This is a genomic window from Streptosporangium sp. NPDC006013 (assembly GCF_040614275.1).
In the GTDB taxonomy this organism is placed as follows: Bacteria; Actinomycetota; Actinomycetes; order Streptosporangiales; family Streptosporangiaceae; genus Streptosporangium.
This window is the reverse complement of the sequence record NZ_JBEXUE010000144.1, coordinates 1-21,043: the sequence shown is the minus strand read 5'-3', so window position 1 is coordinate 21,043 and position 21,043 is coordinate 1. Positions and strand designations below refer to the sequence as shown.

Here is a 21,043-nt window from a genome sequence, read left to right as displayed (position 1 = left end):
GGCAGCCGTCACCGACTTCGCCGTACGGGTCCCGATCACCGCGTGCCCGGACTGGCGGCACCTTTTGACCAGCGCGAACGGCCAGCCCGCCGTGGTGCCGGCCGGTGTCCGGCCCGGCGGGAGCGGGGACGAGGATCAGAGGTCGAGCAGCCGCATCGCCTGCTCGCGCATCTCGATCTTGCGGATCTTGCCCGTCACCGTCATGGGGAACCCGTCGGCCAGGTGGACGTAGCGGGGGATCTTGTAGTGGGCCAGCCGCCCGGCGCAGAAGTCCCTGACCGCCTCGGCCGTCAGCGGGACGGCCCCCGGCCGCATGACGATCCAGGCCATCAGCTCCTCGCCGTACTTCGGGTCGGGCACACCGATCACCTGGACGTCGTCGATGTCCGGGTGGCCGTGCAGGAACTCCTCCAGCTCGCGGGGGTAGACGTTCTCACCGCCCCTGATCACCATGTCCTTGATGCGTCCGACGACGTTGACGTAGCCGTCGTCGTCCATGGTGGCCAGGTCGCCGGTGTGCATCCAGCGGGCGGCGTCGATCGCCTCGGCGGTCCTGGCGGGCTCGTCCCAGTAGCCGAGCATCACCGAGTAGCCGCGGGTGCACAGCTCGCCGGGCTCACCGCGCGGGACGGTCAGGCCGCTCTCCGGGTGCACGATCTTGACCTCGATGTGCGGCATCGCCCGGCCGACCGTCTCGGTACGGCGGGCCAGGTCGTCGTCGACCCTCGTCATCGTGGACACCGGCGAGGTCTCCGTCATCCCGTAGCAGATCGCCACCTCGCGCATGTTCATCTCGGTGACCACCCGCTTCATGATCTCCACCGGGCAGGGCGAGCCCGCCATGATCCCGGTGCGCAGGCTCGACAGGTCGTACCCGGTGCGGCCGAGCTCACCGAGCTCGGCGATGAACATGGTCGGCACCCCGTACAGGGAGGTGCAGCGTTCCCGCTCCACGGCCCGCAGCGTGGCGGCGGGGTCGAAGCCCGGCGCGGGGATGACGACGCAGGCCCCGTGGGAGGTCGCCCCGAGGTTGCCCATGACCATCCCGAAGCAGTGGTAGAAGGGCACCGGCAGGCAGACCCTGTCGGTCTCGTCGTAGCCGACCAGCTCGCCGACGAAGTAGCCGTTGTTGAGGATGTTGTGGTGCGACAGGGTCGCACCCTTGGGGAAGCCGGTGGTGCCCGAGGTGTACTGGATGTTGATCGGGTCGTCGAAGGTCAGCGAGGCCATGCGCTCGCGCAGCCGCTCGGGGCCGACGCCCGCAGCCCCGGCCAGCAGGCGGTGCCAGCTCTCCTCGCCGATGTAGGCGACGTCGGCGAAGCCGATTCCGGCGACCATCGCGCGGTAGTCGCTCGTCTTGTGGCTCACCGCGCTGATCAGCAGCCGCATTCCGGACTGGCGGACGACGTAGTCGAGTTCGTGACCGCGGTAGGCGGGGTTGACGTTGACCAGAATCGCGCCGACCTTCGCGGTGGCGTACTGGACGATCACCCATTCGGCGCAGTTGGGCGACCAGATCCCGACCCGGTCCCCCTTGGCGACGCCCCGGGCGATCAGGGCCCGGGCCAGCCGGTCGACGTCGGCGTTCAGCTCTGCGTAGGTCCAGCGGCGCTCGCCCGGCAGATCGACCAGGGCCTCCCGGTCGCCGAAGCGGGCCACGATCCGCTCGAAGTTCTCGCCGATGGTCTCACCGAGGAGGGGGGCGCCCGAGACGGCGCACGAGTAGGACAGCATGTGGAAAACCTCCGGTCGCTGAGTAACAAGGTGCACGCCGCTCACGGCTCCCGCAAGAGGTGCCGCTGCGGCCGCAGGGGGTCGTCGGCGACTTCCGACTCGGTATCGAAGATCATTACTTGCCTGCGGGCGCGGTCGTAGCCGGGCCATCCCGGGTCGCCGTCGCGGGCGAACCGCACCCAGGCTCCGTGCATCGCCTCGGCGAGCGCCCTCGGGGGCCGCTGCCCCGCCGTACGTTCGACGCCCGGCGCGTCCAGCACGTCGAAGGCGAAGGGCAGGTCGATGTTGTGCGCGGCGCCGACCTTCCCGCCTCCGACGGGAGAGGGCACCGGCGACTCCCAGCGGAACTCGTAGGCGTGGGTCGGGGCGGAGGCGGTGGCCGCGCGGGCCTCCTCGATCCAGATCGTCTCCCTGCGGAACAGGTGGTCGCCGGCCGCCCTGCCGACGAGTTCCTCGGGCGACAACCCGGGATGCGCGTCCCGGTAGCCGGGCGGCAGGCCCATCTGCGCCAGCACGGCCGCGGCCGTCGCCTCGTCGATCCCCCGCGCCATCGCGCGCACGAAGACACCGGCCTCGTCACAGGTGCAGCCGACCAGGAGCGGGATGTGTCCGCCCACCCCCGCGCGCAGCGCGTCCAGTGGCACGGAGGGCACCAGGTCGCCGTCCACGACGGGCTGGATCGGCACCGCCCCGCTCAACGCGCCGGACTCCCCGCCCGACAGCGGCGGCGGCTGCTCGGCCACCAGCGCGGCGGGTGGGATGGTCAGGAAGTCCTCCCTGGCCGGCCGGACGCCGAGACGGGCGGCGAGCTCACCGGCGTACCCGCGGGCCCGCTGTTCCGATACGGCCAGGCTCGCCGACCCGCTCATCACGATCGCCCGGCGGAACAGGCCCGCCGCGCGGGGCATCGTCAGGAGGGTGACGCACGCCGCGCCGCCCGCGGACTGCCCCGCGATCGTCACGTTGCCCGGATCACCGCCGAACGCCGCGACGGCGGAGCGCACCCACTCCAGCGCGGCGAGCCAGTCGAGCACGCCCCGGTTGAGCGGCGCCCCGTCCAGCGCGAGGAACCCCTCGAAGCCCAGCCGGTAGTTGACGGAGACGCACACCACGCCGTCGCGGGCGAAGCGGTGTCCGCGGTGCCAGGCGGCTCCGTTGCCGCCGATGGCGAAGGCCCCGCCGTGAAACCAGACCAGCACCGGCAGGCCGGCGGCACCGGGGTCGGGGGTGTGGACGTCGAGGTTGAGGCAGTCCTCTCCGGAGGCGAACACCTCGGGGGCGTACAGCCCGATGTCGTCGGTGGCGCGCTGCGGCGCCGCCGCGCCCGGCAGGAGCGCCGGGCGGATCCCGTCCCAGGCGGGCGGCGGGACGGGCGCGCCGAAGCGGTGCTCACCGAAGGGCGGGGCGGCGTACGGAACGCCGAGGAAGGAGGCCACCGTCCCGTCGAAGCGGCCCCTGACGAGGCCGGAGGGGGTTCGCACGATCATCTGGGGCTCCATCCCTCGGTGCCCTCGACGATGCGGATCGCCGCGCGGGTCAGCGGCACCAGGCTCGCCTCGTCGACCTTGTCGAGGGTGTCGGCGGAATCGAACAGGTACATGGGGGCCGCGAGGAAGTGCACCAGCGGCACCCCCTCCGGGTGGAAGAACGCGCCGTCGGTCGGCGGCATCGGCGAGAACACGTCGGGCGGCAGCACGAACGACCTGCGCAGGTCCTCGGCGACCAGCGCCCGCTCGACGAGCCTGGCTGGTCACGGACACGGCGGGCACGGTCCGCGTGTCGTACCCCGACGGGTCGTATCCCACGAGCATCCGCGCCACCACCGTGCCGTCGCCCGGTCTGCGGAAGACCACCGAGGTGCTCCAGCGGCCCTCGGTCTCCTCGCCGGCGCACTCCCTGTCCAGGACCAGCTCGCCGTCGTCCGTCGCCAGGCCCGACAGGTCGATCTGGACGTCACGCAGCTCGTACGGGACGAGCACGGGTCCCTGCTCGGGCACCGTCCACTCCGCCGAGCGCAGCGCGTTCTCCATCAGCATGCTCACCGGGAGCGCCGGCCTGCCGTCGACCAGGAAGTCGCCGAGCGCGGGCACCGTGTCGCCGTCCAGCCGCAGCCGCGTGACCAGCCGCGCGGGCGGGCGGTAGTCGATCGGCCGCCCGAGATGGAAGATCCTCGCGTGGGCGAGGTCGAATCCCGGGAGCGGTTGCTCGATCGTGAACTGGCCGGCCTGGACGGGGCGGAGCTCCCTGCCGAGCCGCCCCAGGAACGTCACCTCGCCGGAGGAGGACAGCAGCTCGCGGCACCACAGGTCCAGGCCCTGGGCGGGATCCAGGGCCGTCATGTACCGCAGCGCGGCGTCCACGTTCGTCGAGGCGCTCAGTTGCTGCCAGAGGGGCCAGCACGTGGTGAGCACCCGGAATCCACCGGCCCTCCGGGCCCACAGGCCCAGGCGCGCCAGCGCCTCGTTGCCCGCCGCGTAGTCCAGCTCGCCCACCATGCCGCCCAGCCGGCCCGTGAGGGATCCGGCGTTGCAGAAGAAGGCGAGGTCACGGTCACGGACGGCGTCGAACACGCGGAGGAACCCGGTGATCTTCACCGCGATGCCCGCGAGGAAGTCCCTGTCGGTCTTGGCGGGCAGCCTGGCGGGGCGGTCCACGCCCGCGATGTACACCACGCCCGTCAGCCGCGGGCCCAGCGAGGCCACCAGGGCGGACACCGCGGTGGGGTCACCGAGGTCGCAGGGCTCGTACCTGACGCGCAGCCCTTCCTCGGCGGCCGCCCGCAGGTTCCGCGCCAGCTCCCGCAGCTGGGCCAGCCGATGCAGCCGCCCCCTGGTCTCGCGGAGCGTGCCGTCACGTGCGGCCTGGCGCATCAGGTCGCGGCGGTGGTCGTCGAAGCCCGCGGGATCGAGGTGCAGCCACTCCTCCGTTCCTTCCGGCGCGGCGCGGCGCCCGGTGACCACGACCTCGCAGCCGTGCCGCCTGGAGAATTCGGCGGCCAGCGCGTAGCCGATGCCGATCCCGCCTCCGCAGACCAGGACGACATCCTGTGGGCCCGGTGCCGTGGTGGCGGGCGGCGCCTCACGGGCGCGCGGCACGAGCGTGTGGCGCACTCCGTCGATGTAGCCGACCTCGCAGAGCCCCCACCGGTACAGCTCCCGGGCGACGATATCCGGGAGATCGGGCTGTTTCGGGTCGGCGACGTCGACGACCCGCGCGTTGACGTTGGGCATCTCCCTGTGGAGCGTCTTGGCCAGCCCCGCCCAGATCCCGCCCAGCGGCTGGTGGGCGGACGTCTCGCCGTACCCCATGTGACCGCCCTGGTAGGTCACGGCCAGATAGCCCAGGCGGCGGCTGTCGCTCTCCCCGGCCCAGTCGTCGTAGCAGTGCCGGAGCACCTCCAGCGTGCGAGTGAGTGGTTTGTCCCAGCTCTCCGCGTCAGTGAGGACGAACGGGTCGGCCAGGGTCAGGTCCACGACGGCGTCCGGCACGCCGGGGTCGCCCGGCTGCCAGGGGATCGCGCCGATCCCGGCGAGCACGGCCGTGACCCGCTCGGCCGTGCTGTCCAGGCCACCGATGACCGCGATCCGGCGGCCCGCCAGGTACCGCGATCCGCACGGCGGAAGCGGCGGGGCGGGGGCCGGCTCCCAGACGTAGCGGTGGACGGGTGCGGTCCGCGTCACGAGCCTCACGCACCCGTTCTGATGAGCCGCATGCGGATGCCGCGCGCCGGTCTCAGGGACACCAGACCGACCGGCGCCACCTGCTGGTCGGGAAGGAGGATCAGGTGATAGCGGCGGACGAGCATGGCGACGGTGAGCTGGATCTCCAGCAGTGCCATGTAGTAGCCGATGCAGCGCCGCGCCCCGCCCCCGAAGGGAAGGTAGGTGTATCTGGCCGGGCCGCGGCCGGCCGGGCAGAACCGTTCGGGATCGAACGCCTCGGGGTTCTCCCAGGCGCCGGGTTCGCGATGGGCGGCATAGGGTGGGATGAGCAGGGTCGTCCCCGCGGGGATGTGGTGACCGCCGATGACGTCGTCCTCGACCGCGTCGCGCGGGAACACCCAGATCGGCGGATGCAGCCGCAGCGACTCGTCGACCACCTGGCGCAGGTACGGCAGGTTGGGCAGGTCGCCGGGCGTCGGCGCCCGGTCTCCGAGCACCGAGTCGAGCTCGGCCTCCAGCTTCCGGCGCACGTCGGCGTGCTGGGCGACGGAGTAGAGGGTCCACGCCAGGGCGCAGCCCGTCGTCTCGTGCCCGGCCATGAACAGGGTCTTGAGCTCGGCCCTGATCTGCCGGTCCGGCCACGGCCGTCCCGTCTCCGCGTCGGTGGCCTTGAGCAGCGCGCTGACCAGGTCGTCCGGATCGCCGCCACCGGCGCGGTGCAGGGCGATCACGTCGTCCATCACCCCGTTGAGCACGGCCTGGTGGCGCTTCAGGTCACGGCGGTACCTCGTCGGCACCCACCGCGGCAGCATCTGGCTGACCTCACCGGTGAGGATCATGGCCTTGAGCGAGAAGCGGACCGCCGGTGCCAGCTCGGCATACCTGTCACGCAGGTCGACGCCGAAGAGCATCCGGCTGAGCACGCCCATCGCCAGCCACATCATGTCGTCGACGAGTTCGATCTCCTCCCCGCGCTCGGCCGGCCCCTCCCAGCGGGCGATCAGCTCCTCCGCGCACGAGGTGATCACGCCCGACGCGCCGTGCAGCCAGGCCCGCTGGAAGAACGGCTGGCTGACGTCGCGGCGCGCCCTCCACTCGGCGCCGTCCGTGGTCAGCATGCCGCGGCTCATGAAGAGGTTGAAGCCCTGGTAGAAGCGGCCACGCCGGTAGTTGTCCGGGTTGTCCTGCAGGACGTGTTTGATGAACTCCGGCCCCGTCAGCTGGTGGACCAGGTACGGGCCGAGCCGCACCCGGGCGATGCCCCCGTATCCCTGCAGTTCGGTGATCAGGCCCAGCGAGTCGCGCTTGAAGCTGCTGAGCGCGCCCATCAGGTGGCGCCCTTCCGGCCCTGGCGCGGGAGGTGCGGTCATCGTCCATCTCCTCCAATGGCCACGAGGGCCCGATCGGGTGTGCGGAACTCTCCGGTGTCCACGTTCAGGTAGCCAAGGACGGTGGCGGTGATGTCCTTGATCTGCGCCACCACCCTTCCGTCGGGTCTGGCGGCCACGAACCGGTTCTCCACCGGGCCGTTCGTCTCCAGGGCGAATCCGGCCGGCGTCGCGTAGAGCTCGATCGGCCCCGAGCGGGCCAGCGACAGGTCGTTGGCCTGCTGGTAGAGGTCGATGCGGCGGATGGACAGGGGGGCGGCCACCGGCACCAGGTGCCCGTCGATCAGGTTCAGCACGCCCATGCGGGCCATGCCGTCCAGGAGCAGGCTCGGCATGGTGAAGCGAGACCACACCGGGTCGTCCCGCCGGAGGGACGGCGCGAATCTGGCGCGCTTGCCCCTCGGATGCAGCCGGGTGTCGGCGGTGGTGACGAACGGTCCGGTGAGCAGGACGGGAGCGCTCTGAACGTGGTACGGGTCGGGAACGGCCACCTCCGCGGCATCGGGCGCCCACGGGGTGATCCGCGGCGTCACGCCGAAGGTCGCCGCCAGCAGGACGCGCGCGCTGAAGTGGACGCTGCCGGTGCGCAGGACGATCCCTCCCGGGGCGACAACATCGGTGACCAGCCGCACGTCGACCGTGACGAGGTCCCCGGTCGCGTGCGCGACACGGGCGTGGATCCGTTTGGGGACCGGGGCCACGTTCTCGAAGATCCGCAGGAACCTCTCGAAGCGGAGGTCGGTGAAGCCGATGACCCGCAGGTCGGGCCGCAGGGACCGCGCGGCCTCCGCGGCGATCTCGGTGATGAACGTGCCGGGCAGGGTGGGGTGCCCCTGAACGGCGTGGTGCCGCAGATAGTCGTCGCTCGACAGGTCGAACCGGCACTCGTAGGTCACCTCGTCGCTCTCCCGCGCCACGAGCCGGCGCAGGTAGAAGGGAGAGGAGCTCTGCGGCCCGGCGCCCGGCCCGGCGAAGAACGCGGGATAGAACCGCTCGACCGTGCGCCGCTCCGCCTCGCCCAGATAGACGACGTGCGCCTCCGGCGTGCCGGTGTGCAGCTCGCGGACGAAGTGATGGACACCCTCGGCCGCCGTCATGGGCGTGTAGAGGCCGCGCCGCTCGTAGTAGTCGCTGACCAGTGGCGAGGCGCCCATTCCGACGCCGCCCCACAGTGTCCAGGCCAGCGTGACCTCGGCCGCGCCCTCGGCGCCCGCCGCGTAGGCGGCCGCGGCGGCCAGGTGGTCGTTCCCCGAGGCGTAGTCGGCCTCGCCTCGCTGGCCGAAGAAGCCCAGGAGCGAGCCGAAGCTGCACCACAGGCCGGGCGGCCGCCCGGCGAGGGCGCGCTTGAGGTTGCGGTGCGAGACCAGCTTCAGGTCGCGGATGGCCTTGAAGGCGCCGAAGTCCTTGTCGGGCATCAACGCCGAACTGTTGCGCCCGGCGGCGTTGACGAGCAGGTCGATGTCCCCGCCGTCCGCCAGAACGGTGCCGACGGCCGTGCGGACCGCGTCCGGGTCGGTCACGTCACAGGTCAGGTAGCGCACCCGGTCCGGCCCGCAGTGCTCGATCATGGCGTCGAGGTTGCCGCGTGCGGCCCGGGCGTCGGCCATCCGGTCGTACTCCCGGCTGAGCACCCCGACGGGCGTGCCGGGGCGGGCGCCGAGCTGGGCGCGCAGGTAGGCCTTCCGTCCCGCGGCGAACTCCTCCTCGCTCGCCTCGAACACCTCGGGCGGGTAGCTGTCTATCGGGTTGCTCCCCATCAGGTAGAGCCTCGGCCTGAACCGCTCGGCGAGCGCCTTCATCAGCTCGGCGGTGATCCCTCGGGCGCCGCCGACCGCCAGGACGACCGAATCCTCGGTGAGCCGGACGGTGGTCTCGCCGCCCACCTCGGCCGGCCGCTCGACCAGGGTGAACACGCGGCGTTCCCCGTCGACGTCGAAGACGACGGGCATCGCACGCTCCGTACCCGACTCACGCTCCGCCGCGCGCACCGCCGTACGGACGTCTCGGGCGCCGGTGGCGAGCATGAAGCGGACGGAGTCCGGCGACTCCAGATGGGCGACCTTCGTCAGCCCGGAGAACAGGCCGGTGTAGGGGTGCGGCACGCCGCCGGGCACCGCGCCGAGCAGCACCGTCGTGACGGAGGCCGCCGGGCAGCGGCGCAACACCAGGAAGGCGAGCTCGTGGAGCGCCTCCAGTCCGGGCGCACCGGCGGCGACGCATTCGTCGGGGGGCGCGGAAGCCGTCAGATCGACCAGCACCCGCACGTGCGTGGGGACCCGCCCGCCCAGGATGGCGTCGACGGCCTCGGGGGTGACCTCTGCGAGGTGGTGCCAGCCTGGCCTGGACGTTTTGAGCGGGGCGAGGGACACCACGCGCGCGCCGGCGGGAAGGGCGGAGAGGTCCTCGGCGAGTTCCGGCCGGTCGACGAGCACCAGGACGCCGTCAGGGAGGAAGGGCTCGCACTCCCCGGTCACGGGCGCGGGCGCCGCCACCAGTTCCGACACGTGCCGGCGCACCTCGACGGCGGCACCGGGAGCATATCGCTCCGGGTCGGAGAACCCGGCGGCGAGCACGGGTTCCGCGTCCCGTACGGCGGGCGTCAGGTGGACGGCGGGCGCCCCCGGCTCGCCGGAGCAGGCGACGCGCACGGCGGCGCCTGCTCCGGCGGAGTGCAGCGCGCGCAGGATCGCCAGGCCCCCGGAAGCACCGAGGTAGCGGGCATTGTCCGGCGCGTTCGCACCGCAGTCCACCTCGATGTGCCCGCCGACCGCGGCGCCTGCCCGGCCATCGGCGTGCCCGCCGGTCGAGGTGTCTATCCAGCCGAGGACCGGCAGGCCTGCCTCGGCCGCCACCCGCTCACGGGTGATCGCGAACAGGAAGGCCCCTTCCGCGGCCACCGGCTCCCCCGCACCCGCGAACTCGCGGGCCAGCAGGGGCAGCAGTTCCGGGAGGTTGTTGCCGTTGATGCCGCCGACCAGTGCCAGGTCGACGTCTCCCGTGCGGAGGTAGCGGCAGGCGACGTCGAAGGAGGACAACGCGGACGCCAGGCCGGAGTCGATCACCAGGTTGGGGCCGTGGAAGCCGAAGTAGTTCGCCACTCGCGCGGAGACGATGTTGGGCATCATGCCCGGGAAGGAGTCCTCGTTGGCGGGCGGGATGAGCCGCCCCACGTCCTCGCGCAGGCCGTCGATCAGTGCCGGGAGCAGTGCGGAGGAAGCCAGGCGGGGGTTGGCCGACAGGGTGCGGCCGATGCTGTCGAGATAGCATCGGTTGGCGTAGAGCATGCCCGCGCGGGTGGGGCCGAGGTGCCCGACGAACACCGCGGTGCGCTCGGACAGGTCCGTCCAGGCTCCGGCCAGCTGTGCCTGGAGCTGGTGGCCGCATTCGAGGATCATAAGCTGGCAGCGGTCGATGGTCCGCACCGTGCGCGGGGGCAGGCGCACCTTCTCGAATCCCGGCACGGGGTAGACGTCGCCGAAGCTCGCGTCGGGACCCGCGCCGTCACCGCGCAGCCAGGCCGCCACCGTGTCCCGGTCCGGCAGTCCTGGCAGATGCGCCGCCCAGCCCACGATCGCGATGCGATCGCGATCAGCGCGCGGGGCGGGGACCACCCTCGCGGCGGCGGGGGGCGGCTCGTCGACGACGAGGTGGGCGTTGGTGCCGCCGAACCCGAATCCGGAGACCGCCAGCGCGCGCCTGCGGCCGGGGCGGGCGGGCCAGTGCCGCGCCTCGGTGGGGATGTACAGGCCGGACTCCTCGATCCTGAAGTCCTCGGGTGGTGCGGTGAAGCGGAACTGTGGCGCGATCGTCTCGTGGCGCATGCCCAGCGCGCCCTCGATCACCGACACCAGACCGGCCGCCCACCCCGTATGCCCGACCAGGGACTTGTTGGAGGTGACCGCGCAGCTCCTGTCTCCGTGGTAGCCGCGCAGCGTGGTGAACTCGGCCAGATCTCCGGCCGGGGTGCCGGTCGCGTGCGCGATGATCCAGTCCACGCCGTCCGGTCGCGCCCGCTCCATGGCGAGGGCCTGGCCGTCGGGGTTGGGCGCGTAGACCGCCTTGCCCTTGCCGTCGGAGGAGGTGCCGATCGTCCTGATGATCCCGTGAATCCGGTCGCCGTCCGCGCGGGCCCGGCTGAGGCGCTTCAGCACGACCACGGCGGCGCCGTCGGCGAAGATGACGCCGTCCGCGCCGGCGTCCAGTGCGCGCACCTCTCCCCGTTTGGAAAGGCCCTGCAGCTTGGAGAAGAGCACGGTGCCGCGAGGCCCCAGCGCGAAGGCCCCCCCGCATACCGCCACGTCGGCGTCGTCGGCGAGCAGCGTCTTGGCTTCGATGTCCACCGCGTAGAGGGAGGAGGAGCAGGCCGTGTCCACCATCTGCAACCTGGTGTCCGGCGGGAGCACCCCCTCCACGGCCAGCCGCCCCACCTGGTACGGCAGGAAGCGCGACGGATCCGCCCCGGCGCCCCGGCGGTAGCGTCCGGCGAGCGTGCCGTTGAGCTCTTCGAGCAGGCTCTCACGCGCCGCGTCCGCCAGGTCCAGACCCGCGAGCAGCCGCTCGGCCCTGGCGGCCACCGCGGCCAGTACTCCCGCCTCCTCCAGGTGCTGGTTGCCATCGGCTGTGTAGCCGATGCTGCACGAGAACCGGTCGCCGGGCCGGGTGGTGACTCCCCGCATCGCCTGCACCATCGAGTGACGCAGCCACGCCGTGGTGAGCTCGTGCTCCTCGGCGCCACCGGTCTCGTCGAAGGTGCCGGGGTCGGGCTGGAAGCCGGTGATGAAGACACAGCGGTCCTGGTACGACTTGTCCTTGGCCGCGAGGTCGTCGGAGTGGAACTCCTCACTGGTCCAGCGGTCTGCCGGCACCGGCACGAACAGTTCCTCGCCGTCGAGCCGGAGCCGCCAGTACTCCTCGGGACTGTTGGCGCCCGCCACCACCAGGCCCATGCCAACGATGGCGACACCATCCGGCTCGTCATGCGCGACACCGTCCGGCTCGTCTTCCGCGACACCGTCCGGCTCGTCATGCGCGACCGGCTCCACCGGCGGCGGAGCGAGCATGCTCGTCCCGAGAGACAGACCGCCGTCGGCCAGGACGACCTGGCCTGTCATCCAGCGGGACTGCTCACCCGCCAGGAAGGCCACGACCTCGGCGAACTCCTCGGGCGTGCCGAGGCGGCCCATCGGCGTCGCGCGTCTGACGGCCTCCTGCATCAGCGCCGCTTCGGGGAACCGGTCGGCCACCTCGCTGACCAGCATCGCGGCCGAGGCCGTGTTCACGCGGACGTTGCGCGGGGCGTACTCCGCCGCCAGATACCGGGTCAGCGCCTCCATCGCCGCCTTGGCCGGCGCGCAGGCGAAGTAGTTGGCCATGACGAACTGGGCACCGCCAAGGGCCGAGACGTTCACGATCGATCCACGGCCCCGCCGTTCCATCAGCGGCAGCGCACGGCGGGCACACTCCAGCGCCCCCTTGACGTTGGTGTCCCAGCCCTTGTCGAGGTGCTCTCCCGTCACCTCGGCGAGCGGCAGCAGTGCTCCGGAAGCCGCGTTGTTCACCAGGATGTCGAGGCCGCCGTGGCGTTCCTCGATCGTGGCGAACATGCGCTCGACCTGATCGGGCCTGGCCACGGAGGCTCTGATCAGATCCACCGGGTGACCGGCGGCGGCCAGCTCCGCCCTCGTCGCCTCGGCCTCCTCCCGGGCGTGGAAGTAGTTCACGATCACGTGCGCGCCACGCCTGGCCAGCTCGGTCACGATGGCCTTGCCGACGTTCCTGGCGCCCCCGGTGACCAGCGCCACCTTGCCGTTCAACTCTCCCATGGGCATGGCCGCTCAGTGCCCGACCGTGGCGTGCTTGTCCAGCATGGAGCGCACGTAGCCGATGACCTTTCCCATGGTCGCGACCTCGTCCAGCCGGAAGTCTCCCGGTCTGGCGGGCAGGCCGTACCTTTCCGAGACCCGGGCGAGGAGCTCCACCTGCTTGACGGAGTCGATGCCGAGCTCGGCCTCGAGAAGGACGTCGTCGGTGAACACCTCCACCGGGTACTCAAGGGCGTCGGCGTACAGCTCACGGAGCTCATCGCCGAGGTCGGTCGTCGTGTCCGCCTCCGGGGCGGGCTCGGCGGGGCAGTACTGCGCGAACTCCTGGCGGATCCGGTCGAGGATGGCGCCGCCTCGCTCCGCCCAGAACGCGGTGAGCCGTTCGGGGTCCGCGTCGGGCAGCAGGCCGTCGGGCGTGATCGCAACCGCGCCCAGCAGGCCCAGAACGCGCAGCCGCGCGACGGCGCTGTCGATCGACTGGTCCGCGTCGCCCACGCCGGGCACCACGACGGGATCCGCCTCGGCGAGATTGCGCCTGACGAGCTTGCTGAGTACGCCGAGCGCGCCGCACTCCACGAATGTGCGTACCCCGTCGGCATGGAGGACGCGTACCGCGTCGGCGAAGCGCACCCGCTCCACGAGGTGAGCGGCCAGCATGCTCCCCAGGTCCTCGTCCGGCCCGTAGTAGCGGCCGGAGATCGCCGAGTAGACCGGCAGGCTCGGTGCGCGTACCGGGATCCTCCTGACCGCGGCGGCGAAGGGGGCGACCGCCGCCCGGAGGAGCGGGGAGTGGAACGGCACGGCGGAGTCCAGCCTGGCGAACGAGACATTCAGCGAACCGGCGACCTTCCTCAGGAGGTCCATCGCCGCCTCCGACCCGGACACCACGGTCTGTCCCGGATGGTTCTCGGCCGCCACCGCCATCGACTCGTCGGCGATGAGGTCGATGAGCAGGCGCGCGCGGGCGGGGTCCGCAGACAGCGCCGCCATGTAGCCCCCGCGCAGATCGAGGCTCTCCACCGCCCGTACCCGCTGCCAGATCACCCGGGCGCCGTCGGCGACCGTGTAGGCGTCCGCGCACGCCAGCGCCGCGATCTCGCCAAGGCTGTGGCCGGCCAGCGTGTCGGGCCGCCAACCCAACTCGGAGAGGGCACGGAAGACCGCCACGTCCACGCCGTAGATCGCCACTTGCGAGACCCAGGGGTCGTCGGCCAGCAGCCCCGCCATGGTCGCCGGTTCACTGCCGAGGACGATCTCCGACAGTTTGCGACCGCCCTCCGGGGCTGTCACCGTGTCGATCTCCGTGAAGACGGCACCGATGGCCGGATAGCGCTCCGCGGCGGCGAGCAGTGCCCTGCCATCGAAGGCGCCCTGTCCGGGAAAAAGCCCCGCCGATTTCGCCACGCGACCCTTCATCGTGATTCAACTCCCTGATTGGTTCTCACACTTGGTTGCCGCTGTTCGGCGGTCGCAGAATCAGGCAGGTAGTCGTGGCGTGCGCGCACAGGTCACCGGAGGCATCGGTGACCCTGCATTCGGCGGTGGCTGTTCTGCGGCCCAGGTGAATGACCGAAGCGAGGCACCGGAGCGTCCCGGAACGCACGCTCACCTGACGGACGAAGTTGCTCTTGACCTCGAGTGTCGAGTAGAGCACCCCGGCCGCCAGCATCGTGTGGACCGCGCAGCCCATGACCGTGTCCATCAACGTGACGAGCACGCCCCCGTGCACACCGCCGAACGGGTTGTAGTGGTACTCGGCGGGTTCCATGACGCCGGCCGCGTGCCCCTCCGCCGCTTCCGTGAGGCGGAAGTTCATCATCGAGCACGCGGGCGGCGGCGGTAGCCTCCCCTCGATCAGCGCGTTCATACAGTCCAGGCCGCTCATCGAGAGTCCTTCGCGGGCGAGGATGCCGGGATCCTCCCAGGAGATGACGTGCTCGCGACCGCCCGATGCCCGGCCCGTCATCCGCTCTCCCTCGGCGCGCGGCCGATCTCCAGGTCGGCGCCGAGAACGGTGACGCCTTCGGCCACCCGGGTGCCGACGACATGGAGACCGATCCCGCCGCCGGCCGCCACTGTTCTTCCGGAAAGTCGCAGATCCATTTTCCGCTCCTGTCATGGATTGGATCCGAGTTCAGCCTGTGTGGATGAGTCCGAAATACCGTATTTGGATTTGACTGAACGTTTCACCAGTCATTCTCGAAGGGTCGGCTGAGGACCGTGATCAGGACCGGGCACGCATGGTCCTCACCGAGTCCGGGCCGCATTTCAGGCGGCGCGCTGCGCAGCAGGCCGCCGCGGCCGGCTGCGCGAATCGATCGCCGTCCGCGCCCGGGGCGACTGACACGCCAGACCACCGGCGCGCTCACCGCTCCGGCCGACGGGGCACTCACGTGTTCAGGTCAGGCGAAATAACCTCAAAAAACGCACCATCCGGCCGAAATGTGGAGAACCGGTATCTCCTTAAGCCCGGTAGCCGATGCTCATCTGAAGGTGTTCTCCTTCCCTAATGCGAGGAGCCACCCGCGATGAAGATCCGCCGATTGCGTTCCGCCGTACTCGCCGTGGCGCTGGGCGCCAGTGTCCTGGCTGGCACCGCCACCCAGACCAGTGCGGCCGTGGCCACCGGGGGCTGGCCGACACCGGACTGGTACAAGGCGGGCCCCTTCCAAACCTTGGCCATCTGCGATGCCTACCACGATGACGCCGCGCAGAGCGGTCTGTACAGCGGGCTCGTCGGCTGTCACTGGTTCGGAGGTGGCCTTTATACGCCGGGCTACCAGAGTGCGGGCCAGTGCTCCGGCCTTCAGGCCGGGGGTGAAGGCCCGCGCGGGAGTGCCCGCTAGGACGCGAGCGTGCCCTGACCTTCCTGGTCGTGCCGCTCGGCCCACCAGGCATAGGAGACGAGCACGGCGCGTGGTTGCCCGTGGCGCTCCCCGATCGTGGGCTCACCGGTGAAGTGGGCGACGTGGAGGCGCCGCCCCAGGTGGTTGTGGTCGCGGAGTTGTCGAATACTCAGGCGTTCCGCCATGACCTCATGGAACCCTTAGTACCGTGCAGCTTCGTTACCGGTACCGGCTCTACCCGGACGCCGCTCAGCGCCAGGCGCTGGCGCGGGCGTTCGGGTGCGCGGGTGGTGTTCAACGACGGGCTGCGCGCCCGCCAGGACGCCCACCGGGCAGGTTTGGCCTACCTGTGCGACGCGGAGTTGTCCCAGCGTCTGACCGCCGCGAAGGCGACACCGCAGCGGGCCTGGCTGGGCGAGGTGTCCAGCGTGGTTCTTCAGCAGGCTTTGGCCGACCTGAACACCGCCTACCGCAACTTCTTCGCCTCGATCACCGGCAAGCGTCAGGGGCCGAAGGTCGGTCCGCCCCGGTTCCGGTCGCGCAAGGACAACCGCCAGGCGATCCGCTTCACCCGCAACGCCCGCTTCGCGGTCACGGCGGGCGGGAGGTTGCGCCTGCCGAGGATCGGCGAGGTGGTGGTGCGCTGGTCGCGCTCGCTGCCCGCCGAGCCCTCGTCGGTGACGGTGATCAAGGACGCGGCGGGCAGGTATTTCGCCTCATTCACGGTCGAGACCGGCGACGAGCCGCTGCCTCAGGTCGTCGACGAGGTCGGCGTCGACCTGGGGCTCACTCATTTCGCGGTGCTGTCCGACGGCCGGAAGATCGACAACCCTCGATTCCTGCGGCGCGCGGCGAAGAAGCTCCGCAAGGCGCAAAAGGCCCTCAGCCGTAAGGCGAAGGGGTCGAACAACCGCGGCAAGGCCGTCGTCAAGGTCGCCCGCGCCCACGCTCGAGTGACCGACGCGCGCCGGGACTTCGCCCACCAGCTCTCCACCCAGTTGATCGGTGACAACCAAGCCGTCTACGTGGAGGACCTGTCGGTCAGGGGCCTGGCCCGCACCAGGCTGGCCAAGTCGGTGCACGACGCGGGCTGGTCACAGTTCGTGGCCATGCTGGAGTACAAGGCGAAACGGTACGGGCGGACCTTCACCAGGATCGACCGGTGGTTTCCGTCCTCCAGGCTGTGCTCACAGTGCGAGACCGTCGCCACCGCCCTGCCGCTGAACGTCCGATCGTGGATTTGCCCGTGCGGGGCGGCCCACGACCGTGACGTCAACGCGGCGATCAACATCTTGGCCGAGGGCCGACGAACCGTCGCCGCTGGACGGAAACCCGCCGCCGGGAGGCGGAGACGTTAAACGCCCGTGGAGGTGACGTAAGACCACCGCTCGCGGTGGCCGACGCCGATGAAGCAGGAAGCCACAGAGGTGCCGCATGACGCGGCACGGGCTGAATCCCCGGCCTTCAGACCGGGGAGCGCGTCAATACTACGAGGTGTACATCCCCTGAGCTTCACCAGGTGTGACAGGCGAGCCTGAGCCCTTGAAATGGCCCGAAGTGCGGGTGTCGAAGGAGTTGACTCCGCAGCAGGCCGAGGCGTTCGAAACGGCCCTTGGGAAGATCGTGCGGTGACGACTCCTGGGGAATGCCCCGTCGAGATGCTCGGCGGGGCATCGTCGTGTTCGGAGCCGGTTTCCCGCATCCGCTTCGCGACGCGTCGTCGTGGAGGTGGTCCAGATCGTCGCGCTCCGGCCGGGGACGCGTTCACCTGAGCGACTTGAGTGTGCCCCCAGGGCATGGTGTTCGCTCATGAGCGCAGCAACCGATTCGAACCCAAGAGGAACTCCCGATGGATGTACCAGGATTCGACGATCCCCGAGACGCGACGAGTCGCCCGAACCCCGCGGCCTCGAGTCCTTTGACGCAGGAACGCTCCCTGCCGACCGTCGACGACTCCCGACCCTTCGGCGCGCACCTCCGCATGAGCCGGTGGAAGCCGCTCGTGGTCATCATCGTGCCGTCGCTGGTGCTGGTGGCCCTGCAGATTCTGCTCTACCAGATCGTCGGCATCATCGAGGGCAGCGACGACCCCATGTCGGCCGCCCTCACGCCGTTGAAGTTCCTGGCCATCAACCTGAGCGTGGGCGCGTCGGGCGCGCTGGCGATCCTGCTCCTGGTGTGGACGGCGAAGGTGCCGTGGCGCAGCCTGATCAGCTCACCACGAGCGTTCGACGCGCGCCGTCTGACGCGCTACCTTCTCGGCGCGGCGCCGCTGGTGGGCGCCGGGATCGGTGTCGTGGCGCTGGTCGCTCCCGACGCTCCTGGCTGGACCGCCTTCGGTGTGAGCGCCACGACGATCGCGATGCTTGTGCTCATCCTCCTGACCACTCCGATACAGGCCGCCGGAGAGGAGTTGATGTTCCGAAGCGTCGTGCTGCCCGCCGCCGCATCCTGGGTGCGTGCGGTTCGCCCGGCCCTGGCCCTCGGGCTCGTGGTATCCGGCCTGGCCTTCGCCGTGGTGCACGGGTCGACCGACCCCTGGCTGTTCGGCTACTACACCGTGATCGGCATCTGCACCGGGCTGATGGCGATCATCAGCCGGGGTGTCGAGGCACCGGTCGCGTTCCATGTCGCCAACAACGTCCTGGCGACGACCGTCAATACACTGATGGCGGACGGCGAGGCGTTTCCCCTCGATCGGTCCACCGACACCGGCGACGCATCCCTGCTGATCCTTGTCGCCGTCAACATCGGCATGGTCGTCCTCGTCTGGCTGCGCGAGCGGCGAGCAAGGGCCACGAGCTAGTGCCGTCGCGGACGATTTGCCCCGGCGTCGATGTTGGCGTCTACGGAGAGAGGCGTCGCCGGACGCGCGATATCAGATGAGGAGGCGAGCAACCCATGCCCTGGAGCACTCACGAGATAGCCGAGCTCGCGGGAACCACGGTGAAGACGGTGCGCTACTACCACGAGATCGGCCTGCTCGACGAGCCTGACCGCGAACCCAACGGCTACAAGCGATACGAGATCCACCACCTCACCCGGCTTCTGCAGATCAGGCGACTGACCGGGCTGGGCGTGCCGCTCGCACAGGTGGCCGCGATGGGAACGGACACCGACGGTCATGCCTCGATCTTCCGAACCATCGACGCCGAACTCAGGGCGACAGTGGAGCGACTCCAGAACATCCGCCAGGAGCTGGCCACGCTGTCGGAGCCGGGCGCCTCGGCGGACGTGCCGACCGGGTTCGGCGGCGTCGCGGAGCAGCTGCGCGACAACGATCGAGCGCTCCTCATGATCTACGCCCAGCTGTTCTCCGAGGAGTCGATGAAGTCCGTACGGCGAACCCTTGAGGCACGCCCCAACGTCGCACTCGACGAGGAGTTCCGCGACCTTCCCGAGGACGCCGACGACACCGCTCGACAGGCCCTGGCCGAGAAGATCGCACCGTTCGTCAACGGCGCGACCACCGATCACTCGGTCACGTTGGAGCCCAGGTCCTCCACACCGCGCCAGGTGCGAGCGGCCCAAAGCGCCGTCGGCCATGCCCTCCAAGCCCTCTACAACCACGCTCAGGTCGACGTGCTGCGCCGGGCGCACATGATCAGCACAGCAAACGGCGACGCGCGCTCAGTGCCGCGGACCGGGTCGAAGGAATCTCCCTGAGATGGCAGCACAGCGTGGTGTCCGGCCGAGCCTTGAGGCGCTCCGGTCTCGGACGACGTACACCGGCATCCCACCCCGGCCGGACGGCGTGATCGAAATCGTGGTCGACGATGCTCCCGTTGCGAGCGCGACAACGCCGGGGCGGGGAGAGGGTTCCCGGGAGAATGGCTCGGCGGCGCAGGGGGCAGCGCTGTCCGTCCGCTCGTTGTGTCGGCGCGGCGGACTGGACGGTTCGCGTGCGATCCGCGTCAGCGGAGGGGGTCGAGCTCGGCCAGGGCGACGGGTTGCTTGCCGGTCGTGATCTGCTCGGCCAGCAGCCTGCCCGTGATCGGGCCGTGGGCCAGGCCCCACATACCGTGGCCACCCGCCACGTAGACGGTGGGGGCCACCGTCGCGCCGACGAGCGGCCGTCCGTCCGGGGTGACGGGGCGGGGCCCCACCCACACGTCGGTACGCTCCTCCCAGCGCACACCCCGCAGAAGCGGTCGGACAGAGGCGACGAGGGCCTCCAGCCGGGCGGGCACCTGCGGGGCGTCCGGGTCGCGGAACTCCATGGTCCCCGCCACCCGCAGCCCGTCGCGGTACGGCGTACACGCCACCCGCTCCTCGGGCAGGTAGATGGGGCCGGGGACAGGATGGTCGACCGGCACGGTGAAGGAGTAACCGCGACCGGCCCGCACCGGGACACGCACGCCCCACTGCCGGGCCAGGCGGGGCAGCCAGGCACCGGTGGCCAGCACCACCGCGTCGGCGGACAGCACGGTGCCCTTGGCCGAGCGGACGATCACCTTCCTGTCGTCGGTGCGCACCTCGTCGACCTCGACGGCGTACACGGTCGCGCCGCGTCGCATGACGGCCTTTCCCAGGGCGTGCACGAAGGCGCCCGGGTCGACGTAGCGCTGGCCGTCGATCCGCACCCCCGCCTTCAGCGTCTCGTCGGCGAGCGGGACCTGCTCGGCCAGCCCAGCGCCGTCCAGCACGGTGTGCTCGACGCTCTGCCCGACCGCCCGCAGCCTGCGCAGCTCGCGCAGGAGGCTCTCGGCCCCACGTGACGTACGGAACGCCGCGGTGATCGGCGCCGCGACGACAGGTGCGGACACACCGTCGGCGGCGAGCACTTCGTAGGCCTCGACGCATTCTTCGTTGAGCGGCAGGTTGGCGTGCGCGGCGCGGGTCCACGACCGCCAGTGGCTGTTGGCGGCGAAGCGGGCCAGAAAACTCCACAGGCCTGGATCGAGGGTCGCGGGCACGTGCAGCGGCGCGGCCGGGTTGAGCAGCGAGCGCAGGCCGTAGCGCAGGACGGCGGGTTCGTTGAGCGGGATGGCCAGGCCAGGCGCGATCCAGCCGGCGTTGCCCCAGGACGCGCCGGCCGCCACACCGCCGCGGTCGATCACGTCGACCTGGACGCCACGCTCCTGCAGGAACCACGCGGTCGACAGACCCACGATGCCCGCGCCAACCACGATCACCGATCGCGGCCAGTTGCCGACCATGCCAACCTCCAACACGTACGAACGCCGATGTCCTGGCCAGGATGGCGCGGGCAGTGACCGGTGGCGTTGTGAGCGGGCGACAATCGCGGCCCCGCCGTTGTGGATGCCGCACAACGGCGACGCCGGGAACGGTGACGGGTCCTGATCAGGTCATCGGCGAGGTTCGTCCTCCGACGCGGCCAGCATGATGGTCATGGCCAGGCGCCGGCGGGCGTCGTACAGGTCCAGCGGACCGAGCTCGTCCATTTTGCGCAGCCGGTTGCGGACGGTGTTGGGATGCACCCCGAGCCGCTCGGCGGCCAGGGTGAGGTCACCCTGGCTCTCCAACCAGGCCCGCAGCGTGGCGAAGAAGCGCGTGCCGTGCCGGGTGTCGTGCCGCAGCAGCGCGCCCAGCGGCCCGCGGGCCGGTGCCCGGCCGGTTCGCGCGGCCGC

The 21,043-nt window shown here is 71.0% G+C and carries 13 protein-coding genes and 1 pseudogene; 4 read left to right on the top strand and 10 right to left on the bottom strand.

Going from position 1 to position 21,043, the window contains the following annotated elements; genetic code table 11:
* Window positions 1-135: 135 nt before the first annotated feature.
* Genes ABZ260_RS22385 through ABZ260_RS22355 form a run of 7 tightly spaced genes read right to left on the bottom strand, consistent with a single transcriptional unit; the run spans window position 136 to window position 14,709 of the window.
* Entirely contained in the window at window positions 136-1,734 is a 1,599-nt protein-coding gene (locus tag ABZ260_RS22385; protein ID WP_355620754.1) for an AMP-binding protein, read from the bottom strand.
* A gap of 41 nt (window positions 1,735-1,775) precedes the next feature.
* A complete protein-coding gene (locus tag ABZ260_RS22380; RefSeq protein ID WP_355620751.1) occupies window positions 1,776-5,423 on the bottom strand; it encodes a carboxylesterase family protein in 3,648 nt (1,215 codons plus the stop codon).
* Entirely contained in the window at window positions 5,420-6,766 is a 1,347-nt protein-coding gene (locus ABZ260_RS22375; protein ID WP_355620748.1) for a cytochrome P450, read from the bottom strand. Before ABZ260_RS22375 ends, ABZ260_RS22380 begins: the two co-directional genes overlap by 4 nt.
* Window positions 6,763-12,612, bottom strand: a complete 5,850-nt coding sequence (locus ABZ260_RS22370) for an SDR family oxidoreductase (RefSeq protein WP_355620745.1) — start codon at window positions 12,610-12,612, stop codon at window positions 6,763-6,765. The genes ABZ260_RS22375 and ABZ260_RS22370 overlap by 4 nt, the downstream gene beginning before the upstream one ends.
* 6 nt (window positions 12,613-12,618) lie before the next feature.
* A complete protein-coding gene (locus ABZ260_RS22365) occupies window positions 12,619-14,022 on the bottom strand; it encodes an acyltransferase domain-containing protein (RefSeq protein ID WP_355620742.1) in 1,404 nt (467 codons plus the stop codon).
* 25 nt (window positions 14,023-14,047) lie between these two features.
* A complete protein-coding gene (locus ABZ260_RS22360) occupies window positions 14,048-14,572 on the bottom strand; it encodes a PaaI family thioesterase (RefSeq protein WP_355620739.1) in 525 nt (174 codons plus the stop codon).
* Complete coding sequence (locus ABZ260_RS22355) at window positions 14,569-14,709, bottom strand: hypothetical protein (protein WP_355620736.1); 141 nt, start codon at window positions 14,707-14,709, stop codon at window positions 14,569-14,571. The genes ABZ260_RS22360 and ABZ260_RS22355 overlap by 4 nt, the downstream gene beginning before the upstream one ends.
* 425 nt (window positions 14,710-15,134) lie before the next feature.
* Between ABZ260_RS22355 and ABZ260_RS22350 the strand changes: the two genes are divergently transcribed.
* Window positions 15,135-15,452 (top strand): hypothetical protein, encoded by a 318-nt coding sequence (locus ABZ260_RS22350; protein ID WP_355620733.1) that lies wholly within the window; start codon window positions 15,135-15,137, stop codon window positions 15,450-15,452.
* On the opposite strand, the gene ABZ260_RS22345 is transcribed toward ABZ260_RS22350, so the two are convergent.
* On the bottom strand, window positions 15,449-15,637 hold the full coding sequence (locus ABZ260_RS22345) for a hypothetical protein (RefSeq protein ID WP_355620730.1): 189 nt from the start codon (window positions 15,635-15,637) through the stop codon (window positions 15,449-15,451). The two genes, ABZ260_RS22350 and ABZ260_RS22345, sit on opposite strands and share 4 nt — an antisense overlap.
* 23 nt (window positions 15,638-15,660) lie before the next feature.
* Here ABZ260_RS22345 and ABZ260_RS22340 point away from each other — a divergent pair.
* The 3 genes and pseudogenes from ABZ260_RS22340 (at window position 15,661) to ABZ260_RS22330 (ending at window position 19,118) form a co-directional block, all read left to right on the top strand.
* Window positions 15,661-16,810, top strand: a pseudogene (locus ABZ260_RS22340) (transposase).
* A gap of 491 nt (window positions 16,811-17,301) precedes the next feature.
* Window positions 17,302-18,258, top strand: coding sequence for a type II CAAX endopeptidase family protein (locus ABZ260_RS22335; protein ID WP_355620727.1), 957 nt, complete (start codon window positions 17,302-17,304; stop codon window positions 18,256-18,258).
* Window positions 18,259-18,353: 95 nt separating this feature from the next.
* On the top strand, window positions 18,354-19,118 hold the full coding sequence (locus tag ABZ260_RS22330; RefSeq protein WP_355620724.1) for a MerR family transcriptional regulator: 765 nt from the start codon (window positions 18,354-18,356) through the stop codon (window positions 19,116-19,118).
* A gap of 248 nt (window positions 19,119-19,366) precedes the next feature.
* Here the strand turns inward: ABZ260_RS22330 and ABZ260_RS22325 are convergent, their stop codons facing one another.
* Together ABZ260_RS22325 and ABZ260_RS22320 are read right to left on the bottom strand one after the other, a co-directional pair.
* On the bottom strand, window positions 19,367-20,611 hold the full coding sequence (locus tag ABZ260_RS22325; protein ID WP_355620721.1) for an FAD-dependent oxidoreductase: 1,245 nt from the start codon (window positions 20,609-20,611) through the stop codon (window positions 19,367-19,369).
* 150 nt (window positions 20,612-20,761) lie between these two features.
* Window positions 20,762-21,043, bottom strand: a 282-nt coding sequence (locus tag ABZ260_RS22320; RefSeq protein ID WP_355620718.1) for a helix-turn-helix domain-containing protein, incomplete at its 5' end; no start/stop codon positions are given.

Bases quoted from the DNA above. Each gene is read 5' to 3' on its own strand.
- ABZ260_RS22385 (WP_355620754.1), bottom strand. From the start codon at position 1,734: ATGCTGTCCTACTCGTGCGCCGTCTCGGGCGCCCCCCTCCTCGGTGAG.
- ABZ260_RS22375 (WP_355620748.1), bottom strand. From the start codon at position 6,766: ATGACCGCACCTCCCGCGCCAGGGCCGGAAGGGCGCCACCTGATGGGC.
- ABZ260_RS22370 (WP_355620745.1), bottom strand. From the start codon at position 12,612: ATGCCCATGGGAGAGTTGAACGGCAAGGTGGCGCTGGTCACCGGGGGC.
- ABZ260_RS22365 (WP_355620742.1), bottom strand. From the start codon at position 14,022: ATGAAGGGTCGCGTGGCGAAATCGGCGGGGCTTTTTCCCGGACAGGGC.
- ABZ260_RS22360 (WP_355620739.1), bottom strand. From the start codon at position 14,572: ATGACGGGCCGGGCATCGGGCGGTCGCGAGCACGTCATCTCCTGGGAG.
- ABZ260_RS22355 (WP_355620736.1), bottom strand. From the start codon at position 14,709: ATGGATCTGCGACTTTCCGGAAGAACAGTGGCGGCCGGCGGCGGGATC.
- ABZ260_RS22350 (WP_355620733.1), top strand. From the start codon at position 15,135: ATGAAGATCCGCCGATTGCGTTCCGCCGTACTCGCCGTGGCGCTGGGC.
- ABZ260_RS22345 (WP_355620730.1), bottom strand. From the start codon at position 15,637: ATGGCGGAACGCCTGAGTATTCGACAACTCCGCGACCACAACCACCTG.
- ABZ260_RS22335 (WP_355620727.1), top strand. From the start codon at position 17,302: ATGGATGTACCAGGATTCGACGATCCCCGAGACGCGACGAGTCGCCCG.
- ABZ260_RS22330 (WP_355620724.1), top strand. From the start codon at position 18,354: ATGCCCTGGAGCACTCACGAGATAGCCGAGCTCGCGGGAACCACGGTG.
- ABZ260_RS22325 (WP_355620721.1), bottom strand. From the start codon at position 20,611: ATGGTCGGCAACTGGCCGCGATCGGTGATCGTGGTTGGCGCGGGCATC.